The sequence below is a fragment of the Candidatus Methanomethylophilus sp. 1R26 genome (assembly GCF_001481295.1).
In the GTDB taxonomy this organism is placed as follows: domain Archaea; phylum Thermoplasmatota; class Thermoplasmata; order Methanomassiliicoccales; family Methanomethylophilaceae; genus Methanomethylophilus.
In genome coordinates this window covers 1-14,012 of sequence record NZ_LOPS01000015.1, presented here as the reverse complement: position 1 = coordinate 14,012, position 14,012 = coordinate 1, and the positions used below count along the sequence as shown (strand labels likewise).

The window sequence follows — 14,012 nt, the reverse complement described above, 5'->3', positions numbered from 1 at the left end:
TCATACCACCGATGCCGCCGTTCATATGGGAAGACTGCGATTTAAAACCGCATCTCAGCAGGCATCGCACGGCGCTCAGGATTTGTTGTAGAATGTATCTGCGATGTTCCGGCCGTCCTCTGTGAGGTCGTATTTGGAACCGCGGCCCTTCTTCGAGATCCATCCCCTGGACTTCCATTCGTCGATGAAATGGCGCTGGTAGTACATCGCTTCCTTCTGGAAGTCCGACGTCCTGCTGGAGCCGCGGTTGGCCGAGTAGCTCCAGAGGCCGTTCTCCTTGAGGGCATCGATCACATTGTGCGCACTCACCGGGAGCATGGCGTCGCGCATGTCGCGGTACACCCTGAGGGCGCGGACCAGGCCCTCGTCCGGCATCTTGATGGGGAAATCCGTTATGAGGCGGGGATCGTAGATCTTCCCGGACAGGCCCACCGGCAGGCCGCCGCGGAAATAGAGCTTCTCGATGTCCTCCTCCGGGACGGTGTATTCCTTGGTGCCCACCGTGAACGCGCGGGCCCCGGTCATGAAGGACGCCACCACCGCCGCGGCCGTGAACTGGGCCGGCCCGGAGGAGGCGTTCACCAGCACCCTGTCGCACCCGTCGGCCTCGGCCTTGCTGATGCAGTCCAAGAGGGCCCTGAGCATGGCCGGGAAGTCGTACACTGGGTCCTTGGAATGCTCCACGATGCGGATTCCGGGGACCCCGAGCTTCAGGAGCCTGACCACCTCGGAGTAGAACTTCCCGTAGATGTCGTCCCCGCTGCGGCTGTAATGGAACAGATGCACCTCGTCCGCGCCGTAGAAGGTTACAGGGCGGACCACCTTGACGGTCTCGAAAGCCACACAAGCCAGGACAGCGCACCTCAATGTATCCCTCCGCGGCACCGGATAACGGGCCGCCGACAGCTTCAATATGCCTGCCGCGGGTTAAAAGGGTTCCCGACGCGCAGCGCGCATCCAGCATCTGATTTATTAGCGCGCACGGCGATTCATTGCCTGATGCTCAGGAATGTCGTCAGGATAGATCCGGAGAAATGCACTGGATGCGGGGCCTGCGCCGAGGCCTGCGAAGAGGGTGCGATACGCATAGTGGACGGAAAGGCCGTGGTGGCCGACGAATCCTGCTGCGACGGCCTCGGAGCGTGCCTTCCCGCATGCCCTGCGGGCGCCATAAGCATAGAGGCCCGCGAGGCGGTGCCGTTCGGCGTCCCGATGGTGGCCGGCACCCGCGGCGGAGGCCCCCGCAGGGTCGAGGGCCTCGCGCTTTCGCAGTGGCCCGTCCAGCTGAGGCTGGTGCCGGCGGGCGCCCCGTTCTTCGACGGGAAGGAGCTCCTCGTGGCCGCAGACTGCACCGCATACGCGATGCCCGGCTTCCAGGAGAGGTTCGAGAAGGGGCGGGCCATGGCGATCGGATGCCCCAAGCTCGACCCTCCGGACTGCTGGCAGAAGCTGGCCGACATCATCGGCGGGCATGACATCCGCAAGATCGTCGTGACCAGGATGACGGTGCCCTGCTGCGGCGGCATCGTCCGCGCCGTGAAGGATGCCGTCCGCGCAAGCGGGAAGGACACGGAGATCGAGATAGTGACCATCGGACCGGACGGAAAGGTGAGCGTATGAAGGGAGAGACCATATTGGACAGGATGAGGAAGGGACAGCCGATCGGACGCAGCGATCCGGAGATCGCGGTGCTCGACGAGGCCCTGGACGAAGGGGACAGGCTCCGCACAGAATACAATTCATCAGGCCTGACCCGCAGCGAGAGGAAGGCGCTGCTAGAGAAGATCCTGCATGCGCCCGTGAAGGGGGAGACCAAGGTCGTGCCGCCGTTCCATTTCGACTTCGGGTTCAACATCCGCCTCGGGAAGGACGACATAATCAACTACGACGTGGTCATGCTGGATGATGCCGAGATCGACATCGGGGACAACGTCCTGATAGGGCCGGGCGCGAAGCTCGTGACCGCATCGCATCCGCTGGACGCCGAGACCAGGAGGGAGAACCCGTTCATGTCGTACGCCCAGCCCATCAGGATCTGCGACAACGTATGGATCGGGGCGGGCGCGATAATCCTCCCGGGGATAACCGTCGGGGAAGGCGCCGTGGTCGGGGCCGGAGCGGTGGTCACCAAGGATGTGGAGCCCGGCACAGTGGTGGCAGGAAGCCCTGCGAGGGTGATCAGGAAGCTTTGACGGCGGCCTGAGGCCGCCGAAGGGCGTTCGGCGTTTCCGGAGAGCCCGAGACCATGAACGGAAGCGCCGCCGAGGAAGCGATCTGCCTGGCGTTCAGAAGGCTTCTGGCGGAGATTCCCTACGATAAGGTCACAGTCTCGGCGATAGCGAGGCCAGCGGCCTCTCCCGCCAGACTTTCTACTATCATTTCGGGAGCGTGTTCGGGATCGTCCGCCGGCTCTGCATCGGGCAGGGCAGCCAAGATTGGAGGGAGGATATCGCCGGGGCGTTCAGGGCCGCCTCCGAATAGAGGGACGTAGTGTCCGCCGTCGCCCGCTCGTCGGCCTCTTGGGAGCTTGTCCGCGCCTTCAGGGAGATCGGCATGAGGGCCGGGCGCGCGGCCGCCTACGAGACCGGCCCCGGATACAGGAACCCGATGCTAGCGATTATCTGCGGGCGGGTCTTCGAGGGGACGATATCGTATTGGATCCTCCGGGGGATGGATGAGGATGCGGACACCGTCGCCGGCGAATGCATATGGGCGATAGAGGTCCTGGCAGGGAACTTCGCGGACCGCAGGCGCGGAGATTAATAAACAGGGAAGACCATCGGAAAGAGCATGGCATACGCTCTGGCAGGCCACACCTGGGATTTCATCTACACGGTGTTCGCTGCCATCGACATCCTGGTCATCGGGGCCCTGCTGGCCGCCCGCCGCTCGACCTTCAGGAGGCAGGCCGTCTGGTTCATCATAATGCTGATCAACCCGGTCGTGATGTTCGGAGCGTACATAATGGTCGGGAAACCCGTTTTCAGGCGCCGTTTCAGAGTGTACCGCAACGAGGGGATCGACCTCATCGACAGGGCCATCATGGACAGGACCTCGATGGCCGAGCCCCTGTCGGCCGCCCGCGCCCTCGCCCGCTCCGGGGCCCTGGGGTTCTCCGCGGACAGCTCCGCCGCCTATATCCCCCGGCGGGACCCAGTACTTCGGTTCACTCTTCGGAGACCTCAGGCGGGCGCAGAGCCTCATCGCCATCGAGTGCTATGTCATCCGCAGGGACCGCACCGGAAAGGAGTTCCTGGATATCCTGGAGGAACGCGCCCGCGCCGGTGTGAAGGTCTACATCTCCTTCGACGACTACGGCTACGACGGAGGGGACATGCTGTTCGTGAGCCGCCTGAAGAAATCGGGATGCAGGATATCGTTCTTCCATAACATGAACCGCATGATGTTCAGCCCCAAGAAGAACTGCCGCGACCATCGGAAGACCGTGGTCATCGACGGACGCATAGCCTACCAGGGCGGGTACAACATCGGAAACGAGTACCTGGGGGACGGCCCCCTCGGAGAATGGAGGGACGCTGCCGTCAGGATCGTCGGACCCGCAGGCCGGGAAGATGCTGGGGCTCTTCGCCGACCTGTGGATGTACTCGGAGAAGGAGGATCTGAGGGGCCTGCCGGATTTCGCGGCCGCCGCCCCTGCGGAGAACCCTGTCGCGATGCAGATCATCCCCGGGGACCCGGTGATACCCGAAGAGAACCCGGTGGGCATCGAGTTCCTGACCCTCATCGGATGTGCCAGGAGCAGCATTTACATCGAGACCCCGTACTTCGTCCCTCCGAGGGAGATCCTCAGGGAACTGATGCTCAGGGCGAGGTCCGGTGTCGATGTGCGCATCATCATCCCGGAGATCGGCGATCACCCGTGCGTCTACTGGGCCAACAGGCATTATGCGGACATGGCCATCAAGGCCGGATGCAGGGTGTACGAATACCGCGGAGGGTTCCTCCACTCCAAGACGATCGTCGCCGACAGATTCTACTGCTCGGTGGGCACCGCGAACTTCGACGAGAGGAGCGTCAAGATCAACCTCGAATGCAACGTCCTCATGTACTCGTCCGAGATGGGCATGAGGATGGCCGACGAATTCATGAGGGACCTGTCCAAGAGCACCGAGTACACCCATGAGATGTACATGTCGAGGACCCGCGGCCAGAAGATCAGGACCTTCCTCTCGCTGCTCAACTACGATCAGCTCTGAGGCCCGAACACAGGCCGGATCCGCCCATGCTCAATGTTTTTATCCCCGTCAGGGCGATTCATGAATCATGGCAGCGAAGGCCGATGTCAAGGCAGTGAAGAAGAAGCTCTGGGAGGCCCAGGCCCGCGTCCTGGTGGAGAACCTGAGGGAGAGGCAGTTCGGGGCCGTCTACGTGGACACCGCAGAGGAAGCGGTGGAGAAAGCGCTGGCCATGATGCCCCCCAAATCGTCCGTCTCCTGGGGAGGGTCGATGACCATCGACGAGATCGGGCTTCTCGACAGGGTCAGGTCGGGGCCCTACAAGATCATCGACAGGGCGGAGGCGTCCACCCCCGAGGAGAAGGAGGAGCTCGTCCGCAGGGCGTTCTCCGTGGATTACTACCTCACGAGCTTCAACGGCGTCTCGATGGACGGGACCGTCTTCAACATCGACGGCACCGGCAACAGGGTCGCCGCCATCACCTACGGCCCGAAGAACGTCATCGCCGTGGTCGGGATGAACAAGGTCTGCAGGGACAGGGAGGGTGCCCTCATTCGCGCCCAGGACACGGCCGCGGCGGCCAATGCCGCCAGGTTCGGCCTCGAGGACACCCTCTACACCGAGAGGGACGTCACCGACGATACCCTGGTGACGGACTCGATCTGCAACTTCACCGTGCAGATGAGCTTCTGCCCCAGGAAAGGCAGGATCCAGGTGATCCTGGTCGGAGAGGAGCTCGGTTTCTGAAGCGGCCGAACTGGTCCTTCAGGGCCTTCGCCCCTTTCTTCACCGAGCGGTGCAGGGAGCGCACCCCGGACTTGGTCTGGACGTAAGCGGCCGACGGGGCGTGCTCCAGGAACCTGACGAAGGACTCCGAGCCCATCATCACCTTCCTGGCGGCGATCTTCTCCTCGCCGATCACCAGGCTTCTCCCTTTCTTTATGCCGTCGAGGAACTCCTCGCGGTCGGAGGCCCTCACTGCGGTGACGACGTTGCCGATCTCGTTCAGCATATGCCCGTCGGTGCCTCCGGTGAACCCTATCCCGTAGCGGGCCGCTGAGTCCAAAGCGGCGAGGTTGCTCTCGCGGCTCATCCCGCTGCATATGACCTCGTAGGCATCGAGGCGGCGGGCGATGTCCTCGTCCAGGTAGCCTTTGCGGATGCAGACCTCCACGCCTTTATTGGTGCCGAAGTACCCCATGGGGTGCGCGGCGGAGACCACGCAGTGCCAGTCCTCCTCCTCGACGATGTTCAGGAGGTCCTCCGTGGTGAACTTCCTGAGGGCCAGCCACGGGCAGGTCTGCAGGTTAGGGCGGATATGGCGCTTCCAGAAGTCCTGCAGGTCCTTCGCCTCGTAGAAGTACGTCAGGACGTGGGGCCCGTCGGTTGTGCTGATCTCCATCCCCGGGACCACGAAAACATCCTCCCTGTCGGTAGCGCGCATGGCGCTCGAAATCAGGTTGTGGTCGGTGACCGCGAACCCGGTGCCCCTCTTCCTCGCCAGGGCGACGGCGTCCCCTATCTTGGTGAAGGAATCCGAGCAGTTGGTGTGGAAGTGCATGTCGGCGAACATGTACCCCTCTTCCTCCAGCTCGCGGTACATGGGGGGCGAGAACAGCACGCGCCCCCTCGCGGCGGCCGACGGGGTCAGCGAAGGCAGAGCTTTCTCCATGCTTCCTCAGACTCCCCGACCAGGGCAGGGACGTCCATGGTCGTGACCTTCCTGTCGCGCACCACGATGTCGCCCTGGCACATGACGGTCTTCACATTGGCCTGGTTGAGGGAGTAGGCGAGGTTCGCTATGATGTTCTCCGGAACCAGCGGCCTGAGGTTGGGCGCCTTCCCGTCGAGGACCACCAGGTCCGCGTACTTCCCGGACTCGATGCTCCCGATCCTGTCGGACATGCCGACGGCCTTGGCGCCGTTGACGGTGACGATGTCGAGCAGCTCCTGGGCCGGGGTCACGGTCGGGTCCCACCTGCTGGCCTTCTGCAGGAGGCCCAGCGTCTTCATCTCCCCGATCATGTCGAGAGAGTTGTTGGTGGTGCTGCCGTCGGTCCCGAGCGATACGTTGACCCCGTACCTGTCGAACTCGGGGACCGGGGCGACGCCGCCGGTGGCGAGCTTCATGTTGGAGCAGGGGCAGGACGACACGGACATGCCCGCCTCGCCCATGAGGCGGACCTCGTTCATGGTGAGCCAGGCGCTGTGAGCCGCGACTCCCCTGGGCCCGAGGACGCCGATGCTGGAGAGCCATTCCGCAGGCCTCTTGCCGGTCTGCCTCTTGTGGGCGTTGACCTCGCCGCGGGTCTCGGACAGGTGGAAGTTCATAGGGGCCCCGGTACTGTCGGAGAGCTCCTTCGCCTGCACGCAGGTCTCCTCGCCGCAGACGTACACTCCCTGGAGGCCGACCCCGGGGACGATCTTGCGTTCGCCGGAGAACCTCTGGATGAAGCGGTCGCAGTTCTTCACAGGATTCCCGTTCTGGGTCGTCTTGTCCTCATCGAGGCAGCACCAGCAGAGGACCCCGCGGATGCCGGCCTCCTGCGTTGCCTTCGCTATGACGTCCTCGGAATAATAGAGGTCCATGAAGGTCGTCGTCCCGGACAGCATCATCTCGGCCGCACCGATCTTGGTTCCGAGGGCCAGGTCGGCATCTGTCCTGTCGGCGTCGATCTTGAACACCTTGGCCAGGAAATCATCGAACGACAGGTCGTCGACGACGCCTTTCATCACGGACATGGCGATGTGCGTGTGGGTGTTCACCAGGCCCGGGATGATGATATCGCCCGAGCAGTCGATCTCCTCATCGCCGGTCCCGTTGTACTTCCCTCCGACCTGGACGATCCTCTCGCCCTCCACCGCGACATCGCCGCGCACGACCTCCCTGGCCGCGTTCTGGGTGACGATCCAGGCATCCCTGAAGACTGTGAGCATGCCCGTTAATCGCGGGGCTGGTTTATAACGTGTGCGATAATGTGCATGCTGTCCTCTGGCACATCCGCCCGAACAGGCATTCGATACTCGGAAATAGGGCGGTGCATTAACATCCGGCGACAATGTTCCGCATCACTTTCCTGGGGACCGGGGGCGGCAGGCACACGACGATGTACCAGACGCGCTGCACAGGAGGTATGCTCATAGAGCACGGCGACCCGGCGAAACGGCTCCATGTGGACCCGGGCCCCGGCGCCTGACCCAGATGGCCCGCATCCGCTACGACCTCGGCACCACCGATTCGGTCATCATATCCCACGCCCACCCGGACCATTACTCCGACAGCCCGAGCGTGATAGAGGGCATGACACACGGCGGCTGGGTGAAGCGCGGGCACATCTACGGGAGCCCATCGGTGATCTCCGGAGCGTCCGGGCTGGGGCCGATCGTCTCGAAATACCACCTGGGCCTTGCCGAAGGATATTCGTCCTTCGTCCCCGGCGACACCCTCGACGTGGACGGCATGAAGGTCGACATCTGCAGGGCGAGGCACAGCGACCCCACGAACGTGGGCTTCAGGTTCCACACGGAGAACGGGATCGTGTCATACCTCAGCGACACCGAGTACGACGAGGACATCGGCAGGCAGTACATCGGCTCCAGGGTCCTCATCCTCCCGGTGACCACCCCGCATGACAACAAGATCCCCTGGCACATGTGCACCGACACTGCGGCGGAGATATGCGCCCTCGTAAGGCCGGAGCTCGCGGTTTTCATCCACTTGGGCATCGTCATGATAGAGGAGGGCCCGGAGAAGGAGGCCGCGATCTGCCAGGAGAGGTCCGGCGTCCGCACGGTGGCCGGCAGGGACCTCATGACCCTGGACGTGGGCGGGAGCATCTCCATCGGAGAGAGGCAGGCGTACGGCGGCCCCTACATCCCGTCCTGGGCCCCGACAAGGAAACGCCTCGTCTGAACGGCCCGGCCTCCGGGGATAATATTAAACCAAGCCGATTGATGCACAGCGCATGAACGTCGAGCAGGACGTGCTCAGGAAGATAAGGCCGACCGAGGAGGACCGCGCCCGCATCAAGAAGGCTGCGGACGACCTCCATGACGCCGTGCAGGCGTACATCGACAAGGAGAGCATCGATGCGGAGATCAGGTTCGCCGGATCGTACTCCAAGGACACTTATCTCGCGGACCCGGACATCGACCTGTTCGTCATGTTCCCGCCGTCGCTCCCCAGGGAGGACCTCGTCCGCATAGGCCTCAAGATGGGCGAGGACGTGCTCCACGGCGAGAGGATGTTCGCTGAGCACCCCTACACAACCGGGAAGTACGAGGGCGTCGACGTCGACCTCGTCCCCTGCTACCACCTGGACGGGCTGGACCGCATACAGTCGGCCGTCGACCGCACCCCGTTCCATACCCAGTTCGTCCTCGACAACATGAGCCTCGGCCAGAGGGACGAGGTCAGGCTCCTCAAGAAGTTCATGAAGGGCATCGGGGCCTACGGCGCGGAGCCCAACACCCGCGGGTTCTCCGGGTACCTGTGCGAGCTGCTCGTCATCAAGTACGGCACCTTCGACGGCGTGCTGCAGGCTGCGGCCTCCGATTGGAAGGAGGGGACGTCCATCGAGATCAGGGAGCGCGGGCCCCCCATGATCGGCCCCCTCATCGTCTACGACCCCGTGGACAAGAAGCGCAACGTCGCCTCCGCCGTCCACCTAGACACCCTCGCCCTGTTCATAACAGCTGCCAAAGACTACCTGGCGAAGCCGTCCGAGAAGTTCTTCTTCCCGGTCGAGAGGAAGCCCCTGAGCGCGGAGATGCTCGACGAGATCGCATCCGTGCACGGCTCCAGGATACTGACCGTCACCTTCCGCAGGCCGGACGTCATAGAGGAGAACCTCTGGTCCCAGCTCTGGAAGACCCAGTACGCCCTGGCCAAGAAGCTCGACGATTTCGACTTCAACGTCCTGAGGGCCGTCCACGGCCTGGAGAACGACACGATGACGATCGCGTTCGAGCTCGACCGCGATGTGCTCTCGAAGACCTACAAGCACATAGGCCCCCCCGGTCTGGGTCAAGGCCGCCGACGGCTTCCTCCAGAAATGGAAGAACAGCGAGTACGGGGCGCCGTTCATCGAGGATGGCTCGTGGTGCGTGATCGCGGAGAGGATGTACTTCTCGGCGGTCGAGATGCTCCAGGAGGAGGCATCCCTCGCGGGCATCGGGAGGGAGATGGACCCCGATACCATGAAGATCAGGGGCCACGCGGAGTCCATCGAGGAAGGCGACAGGGCCCTCCTGACCGAGCTCATGGACCCCATGCTCCCCTGGAAGGCCGAGTGACGGCCTTCCGAACGGGATCCGGGGAAAATTATAGGTTCTATAGGCCCGGCGGAAACCCGGGCCTGACCCGAATCCTGAGAAAAACACTGCTGATAAAGAAGATAAAGGGGCCGGATACCCGGCCCCGGTCATGCGCCTCAGTCGAACGGGGCGTTGATGAAGACGATGCAGACACCGAGGGCCAGGATCAGGAAGATCAGATAGTCTACTGCCAGGCTCTTCCCGTCCATGAGGTCGACCCTTATGCCCATCGCACGGTAGAGCTTCTTCATGACGGCCACGAACGCGAAGACGATGACCGTGCAGATCACGGTCGCCACAATGTCGTCGAGCGCCTTGCAGATGAACGACGCGATCACTCCGATGATGACGGCGAAGACGATGGTGATCAAGAGGACCTTGGAAGTATAGATGGACTTGAGGATGAACTCCTTCTCGTCGAAGTCGCTGGGGGTGAAGCTGTACTCCTCCTCCTGCTGTTCCTTGACTAGATGCCTCTTCTTTGCCATTGCGCCCTCCATCCTTCCTTTGCTTATAAATTTATAGCAATCGTTACGCAGCCTCAGAATCGGTCAGAATCGGCCGGCCCCGATTCTGAGGATTATTCGTTTCATTACTATTTTCAAGTAATTCAAACCGGTTGGATGCTTCCGATATATAAACAAAATTAATTACTTATTATATGATATTCATTTAATAATAAAGTGACCCAGATATCAGTTTCGGTCAGAATCGGATATCCCCCGATTCCGCTTAAATACCAAATCCGTGTAATGAGATTCCGAAGTGATTCGAATGGCTGAGAAGACCCTTGAGGACATTCCCGGAGTAGGCCCCGCGATCGCAGACAAGCTTCGCGAGTCTGGATACAACGACGTCATGACCGTGGCGGTCGCGGCGCCCAAGGACCTCGCGGAAGCATGCGAGATCGGCGACAAGAAGGCGATGGACATCATCGAGGGCGCGAAGCTGGTCGCGGACATCGGCGGCTTCGAGACCGGAGATGTCATCCAGCAGAGGAGGTCGGCGGTGACCAAGCTGACCACCGGATCGAAGGCGTTCGACGACCTGCTCGGAGGGGGCCTTGAGAGCCAGGCCATCACCGAGTTCTACGGGGAGTTCGGAAGCTGCAAGACCCAGGTCTGCTTCCAGCTCGCCGTCAACGCCACTCTGCCCGAGGAGAGGGGAGGGCTGGACAGCGATGTCATCATCATCGACTCCGAGAACACCTTCAGGCCCGAGAGGATTGTCCAGATGTGCAATTTCCTGGGTGTGGACCCCGAGGAGACCCTCAAGAGGATCCATGTGGCCAGGGCGTTCAACTCCCAGCACCAGGTCCTGCTCGTGGACAAGGCCATGGAGCTGGCCAAAGAGGTCAAGGTCAGGCTGCTGATCGTCGACTCCCTCACCTCGCACTTCAGGTCCGAGTACCTCGGCAGGGGCGCCCTCGCGGAGAGGCAGCAGATCCTCAACCGCCACATGCACGACCTGCTGAACTTCGCCACCGTGAACAATGCCGTCATCGCCGTGACCAACCAGGTCGCATCCAAGCCCGATGCGTTCTTCGGCGACCCCACCAGGCCCATCGGAGGCAACGTCGTCGGGCACACCGCGACGTTCCGTATCTACCTGAGGAAGGGGAAGGCCGGGAAGAGGATAGCCAGGCTCGTCGATTCGCCCAACATGCCGGAGGGCGAGGCCGTCTTCATGGTCACCGAAAACGGTATTACCGACTGACCCAGTTGGCCTTACGTGAAAAGGAGATTCCTCTTCGAGCTCCTCGGAGAGCTGGGCGACATGCCCCGCGACGAGGTTCTTCAGACCATCCGCACCGAGACCGACGGAGACTGCCTGACGGTCTCCGCCGGCCCCGGCTATGTTGTTTCGGAGTTCCCGGAGGAGAGATTCCCCGACATATGCTCCAGGCTGGCGCTGGCTCATTCGGCCGGAAGGTACCTGTGCTCGGTCGATCCGGGGGATTTCGGCCCCCTGGCGGACGCGGACATGCCGGAAGGGACGTTCGCCGTCCGCCACCTGCGCTTCAAAGGGTTCATGCCTGACGTCGACTCGCAGAAGATGGTCCGCGAGGCCGGCGCAGTGCTGTCCCGGAAGAACGATGTGAACCTGAAGCACCCCGACATCACCGTCGGGATGCTCATGACCGACCGGCTCCACCTGTTCATACGCGATAGGGTCTTCGACGCCGACCTGCTGAGGGAGCGCAAGGTCAGCGAGAGGCCCTTCTTCTCGCCGATATCCCTGCATCCGAAATATGCCAGGGCCCTGATCAACCTGACCGGGGTCAAGAGAGGGGGGACCGTCCTCGACCCGTTCTGCGGGACCGGCGGCATCGTCATCGAGGCCGCGGAAATGGGGATGAAGGCCATCGCCTCCGACTTCGACCCGGAGATGGTGGCAGGCACCAGGGAGAACCTCGAGTACTACCATCTCCCGCTCCACGACTCGAGACCATCGACATCGGCGACATACCAGAGAGGTTCAGCGAGATCGATGCGATCGCCTGCGACCCCCCGTACGGGAGGTCCACGAAGACCGGCGGAGAGAACGTGGACCACATCTACGCGAGAGCGCTCGAAGCGTTCCCGAAAGTACTGACCCAGGAGGGCAGGGCGGGAGTGGTGCTCCCCCATGTGTACGATAACCCGTACATGAAGCTGCAGAAGGTCTACGAGCAGTATGTGCACGGCTCGCTGTCCAGGTTCTATCACATCTACGTGCGCCAGTTATAATAGGGAGGCGGACATTCAACGAGCGTGAACAAGTATCTCCGCCTGTTCAGGTTCGGGAACGGCCTGATGGGCGCGCTCGGGACCCTGATCGCATGCTTCATCGCGATGGGCTCCGACATCGCGGACGAAGCGCTCGATGTGGCCGTCGCCTGCATCCTGGTGATCGTCTTCGTCGCCGGCGGGAACTCCCTAAACGACAGCATCGATTGGGAGATAGACAGAACCGCCCATCCGGACCGCCCGGTGCCCAAAGGAGAGATATCCCCGCGGACTGCGCATATCTGCGGGATCGGCGGGCTGGTGCTCTCCGTCATCATATCCTTCGCCCTGAACCTCGGGGCAGTGATCACCGTAGCGGTATGCGCGGTCCTGATGTACGCATACGAGACCCTGCTCAAGCAGAGGGGGTTCGTAGGCAACCTCTGCATCGCTGTCCTCACCGGCATGATCTTCATATTCGGAGGTGCCGTCGCCGACGATTATTCCAATGTCTGGATCCTTGCGATCCTTGCATTCACCGTCTCCGTCGGCAGGGAGATCGCCAAGGACATCGAGGACGAGGCATCGGACGCCGGGAGCAGAAGGACCCTGCCGATGATCATCGGGAACAGGAAGGCGGCGGTCATCGCCGCGGCGTTCTTCATCATCGGCCCCGCCCTCAGCTTCATACCCCTCGCCTCTGACACGTTCGGCATCGGGTATCTTTTCGTTATCATCCCCGATGCAATCTTTATCTACTGCGCATACTCTGTGTTCAAAGACGCACACAAGGCTGAGAAAATGGCGAAAATCGCCATGCTCGCCGCGCTTATCGCCTTCATATTGGGAGTGCTGTGATGACCGGTCTCAAAGATTACCTGTTCCGTAAGATGGCCGAGGGGACCATTCACATGACCCTTCTCGACCCCGATCCCGTTAAGATGACCCCTGAACACGCCGCGGAGATCGCCAAGAACCTGAAGGAGGCCGGGACGGACGCGTTCATGCTGGGCGGGTCCACCGGCGTCACCAGCGAGAACCTCGGTGCCACGGCCAAGGCCGTCAGGGAAGCGACCGGGCTCCCCACCATCTACTTCCCGTCGGATCCCCGGGCCATCTCGCCTGAGGTCGACGGGATGTTCTTCATGAGCATCCTCAACAGCAGGAACCCCGAGTTCATCTCCCACGGGCACGCCCTGGTGGCCCCCTATGTGGCGAAGATGCACATCGAGTCCATACCCATGGCGTACATCATCATCAAGCCGGAATGAAGGTGGCCGAGGTCACCGATACCGACTGCATACCCCGCGATGACATCGCGAAAGCGGTCGGCTACGCTCTGGCCGCCCAGTATCTGGGACATCAGCTCATCTACCTCGAGGCAGGAAGCGGGGCCGACATGCCGGTGCCGCCCGAGATGATCAGGGCGGTCAAGGAGGCCGTGAACGTCCCCCTGATCATAGGCGGGGGCATCAGGACCCCTGAGGCCGCGAGAGCGGCCAGGGAAGCAGGCGCAGACGCCATCGTGACGGGGACGTTCGTCGAGCAGTGCAGCGACGAAGACCTCCTCACTTCCGTGGTGCATGCTGCGAAGGGCATCTGATATGGCAGACTACAACGGCGGACCGTCATACAACACTCCCCTCTCCCCCACGGGGTACATATGGACCACTCCAGAGGAGCAGCAGGCGGGCATCGACAGCAAGCTCAAGGTGGCCGCGCGCAGGTACCTCTGCCCCAAGTGCGGGAAGGAGTTCAGCCTTTTCCAGTCCAGGGCCGTGGCCTGCAAGT

Annotated in this window: 14 protein-coding genes and 5 pseudogenes; 16 read left to right on the top strand and 3 right to left on the bottom strand. The window is 62.2% G+C overall.

The annotated features are described in order from the left end of the window. Positions 1-75: 75 nt before the first annotated feature. Positions 76-843 carry a DUF6293 family protein gene (locus tag AUQ37_RS03070; RefSeq protein ID WP_235584863.1) on the bottom strand — a complete coding sequence of 256 codons (768 nt, stop codon included), beginning with the start codon at positions 841-843 and terminating at the stop codon, positions 76-78. A 156-nt stretch (positions 844-999) separates the two neighbouring features. Here AUQ37_RS03070 and AUQ37_RS03065 point away from each other — a divergent pair, with 156 nt between their 5' ends. The 6 genes and pseudogenes from AUQ37_RS03065 to AUQ37_RS03040 all read left to right on the top strand — a co-directional run bounded on the left by AUQ37_RS03065 (position 1,000) and on the right by AUQ37_RS03040 (position 4,944). Beyond that, positions 1,000-1,620, top strand: a complete 621-nt coding sequence (locus tag AUQ37_RS03065) for an ATP-binding protein (protein ID WP_058747361.1) — start codon at positions 1,000-1,002, stop codon at positions 1,618-1,620. 413 nt (positions 1,621-2,033) lie between these two features. Next, positions 2,034-2,186, top strand: a pseudogene (locus AUQ37_RS13455) (DapH/DapD/GlmU-related protein); the annotation flags it as partial. Positions 2,187-2,490: 304 nt separating this feature from the next. Continuing rightward, positions 2,491-2,763, top strand: coding sequence for a hypothetical protein (locus AUQ37_RS03055; RefSeq protein WP_058747359.1), 273 nt, complete (start codon positions 2,491-2,493; stop codon positions 2,761-2,763). 27 nt (positions 2,764-2,790) lie between these two features. Next, the gene (locus tag AUQ37_RS12050; protein WP_058747358.1) at positions 2,791-3,390 is read left to right on the top strand and encodes a hypothetical protein; all 600 of its coding nucleotides are present in this window, start codon (positions 2,791-2,793) and stop codon (positions 3,388-3,390) included. A 182-nt stretch (positions 3,391-3,572) separates the two neighbouring features. Continuing rightward, on the top strand, positions 3,573-4,217 hold the full coding sequence (locus AUQ37_RS03045) for a phosphatidylserine/phosphatidylglycerophosphate/cardiolipin synthase family protein (protein ID WP_058747357.1): 645 nt from the start codon (positions 3,573-3,575) through the stop codon (positions 4,215-4,217). A 67-nt stretch (positions 4,218-4,284) separates the two neighbouring features. Then, complete coding sequence (locus AUQ37_RS03040) at positions 4,285-4,944, top strand: lactate utilization protein (protein ID WP_058747356.1); 660 nt, start codon at positions 4,285-4,287, stop codon at positions 4,942-4,944. Here the strand turns inward: AUQ37_RS03040 and AUQ37_RS03035 are convergent. Together AUQ37_RS03035 and AUQ37_RS03030 are read right to left on the bottom strand one after the other, a co-directional pair. After that, positions 4,868-5,869 (bottom strand): PHP domain-containing protein, encoded by a 1,002-nt coding sequence (locus AUQ37_RS03035; RefSeq protein WP_058747355.1) that lies wholly within the window; start codon positions 5,867-5,869, stop codon positions 4,868-4,870. The two genes, AUQ37_RS03040 and AUQ37_RS03035, sit on opposite strands and share 77 nt — an antisense overlap. Then, positions 5,845-7,134 (bottom strand): amidohydrolase family protein, encoded by a 1,290-nt coding sequence (locus tag AUQ37_RS03030; RefSeq protein WP_058747354.1) that lies wholly within the window; start codon positions 7,132-7,134, stop codon positions 5,845-5,847. The genes AUQ37_RS03035 and AUQ37_RS03030 overlap by 25 nt, the downstream gene beginning before the upstream one ends. Before the next feature lie 122 nt (positions 7,135-7,256). Here AUQ37_RS03030 and AUQ37_RS10735 point away from each other — a divergent pair, with 122 nt between their 5' ends. The 10 genes and pseudogenes from AUQ37_RS10735 to AUQ37_RS02990 form a co-directional block, all read left to right on the top strand. Further along, positions 7,257-7,394, top strand: coding sequence for a hypothetical protein (locus tag AUQ37_RS10735; RefSeq protein ID WP_201013681.1), 138 nt, complete (start codon positions 7,257-7,259; stop codon positions 7,392-7,394). Positions 7,395-7,399: 5 nt separating this feature from the next. Next, positions 7,400-8,110: an MBL fold metallo-hydrolase gene (locus tag AUQ37_RS03025; RefSeq protein WP_201013680.1), complete on the top strand. Its 711-nt coding sequence runs from the start codon at positions 7,400-7,402 to the stop codon at positions 8,108-8,110. Between the two features lie 52 nt (positions 8,111-8,162). Beyond that, positions 8,163-9,161, top strand: a pseudogene (cca, locus tag AUQ37_RS13450) (CCA tRNA nucleotidyltransferase); the annotation flags it as partial. Positions 9,162-9,276: 115 nt separating this feature from the next. Continuing rightward, positions 9,277-9,492: pseudogene (locus tag AUQ37_RS13445) on the top strand (CCA tRNA nucleotidyltransferase); the annotation flags it as partial. 795 nt (positions 9,493-10,287) lie between these two features. Continuing rightward, on the top strand, positions 10,288-11,229 hold the full coding sequence (gene radA / locus AUQ37_RS03010) for a DNA repair and recombination protein RadA (RefSeq protein WP_102134589.1): 942 nt from the start codon (positions 10,288-10,290) through the stop codon (positions 11,227-11,229). Positions 11,230-11,244: 15 nt separating this feature from the next. Further along, a complete protein-coding gene (locus tag AUQ37_RS12855) occupies positions 11,245-12,108 on the top strand; it encodes a THUMP domain-containing protein (RefSeq protein ID WP_201013678.1) in 864 nt (287 codons plus the stop codon). Beyond that, entirely contained in the window at positions 12,000-12,242 is a 243-nt protein-coding gene (locus tag AUQ37_RS12850; RefSeq protein WP_320408845.1) for a hypothetical protein, read from the top strand. The genes AUQ37_RS12855 and AUQ37_RS12850 overlap by 109 nt, the downstream gene beginning before the upstream one ends. Before the next feature lie 24 nt (positions 12,243-12,266). Next, positions 12,267-13,079 carry a UbiA family prenyltransferase gene (locus AUQ37_RS03000; RefSeq protein ID WP_058747351.1) on the top strand — a complete coding sequence of 271 codons (813 nt, stop codon included), beginning with the start codon at positions 12,267-12,269 and terminating at the stop codon, positions 13,077-13,079. Beyond that, positions 13,079-13,824: pseudogene (locus AUQ37_RS13440) on the top strand (geranylgeranylglyceryl/heptaprenylglyceryl phosphate synthase). The gene AUQ37_RS03000 and the pseudogene AUQ37_RS13440 overlap by 1 nt, the downstream one beginning before the upstream one ends. A gap of 1 nt (position 13,825) precedes the next feature. Continuing rightward, a pseudogene (locus AUQ37_RS02990) lies at positions 13,826-14,012 on the top strand (hypothetical protein); the annotation flags it as partial.

Coding starts and splice junctions, on each gene's coding strand:
- AUQ37_RS03035 (WP_058747355.1), bottom strand. CDS start 5,869: ATGGAGAAAGCTCTGCCTTCGCTGACCCCGTCGGCCGCCGCGAGGGGG.
- AUQ37_RS03065 (WP_058747361.1), top strand. CDS start 1,000: ATGCTCAGGAATGTCGTCAGGATAGATCCGGAGAAATGCACTGGATGC.
- AUQ37_RS12050 (WP_058747358.1), top strand. CDS start 2,791: ATGGCATACGCTCTGGCAGGCCACACCTGGGATTTCATCTACACGGTG.
- AUQ37_RS03030 (WP_058747354.1), bottom strand. CDS start 7,134: ATGCTCACAGTCTTCAGGGATGCCTGGATCGTCACCCAGAACGCGGCC.
- AUQ37_RS03025 (WP_201013680.1), top strand. CDS start 7,400: ATGGCCCGCATCCGCTACGACCTCGGCACCACCGATTCGGTCATCATA.
- AUQ37_RS10735 (WP_201013681.1), top strand. CDS start 7,257: ATGTTCCGCATCACTTTCCTGGGGACCGGGGGCGGCAGGCACACGACG.
- radA (WP_102134589.1), top strand. CDS start 10,288: ATGGCTGAGAAGACCCTTGAGGACATTCCCGGAGTAGGCCCCGCGATC.
- AUQ37_RS03045 (WP_058747357.1), top strand. CDS start 3,573: ATGCTGGGGCTCTTCGCCGACCTGTGGATGTACTCGGAGAAGGAGGAT.
- AUQ37_RS03040 (WP_058747356.1), top strand. CDS start 4,285: ATGGCAGCGAAGGCCGATGTCAAGGCAGTGAAGAAGAAGCTCTGGGAG.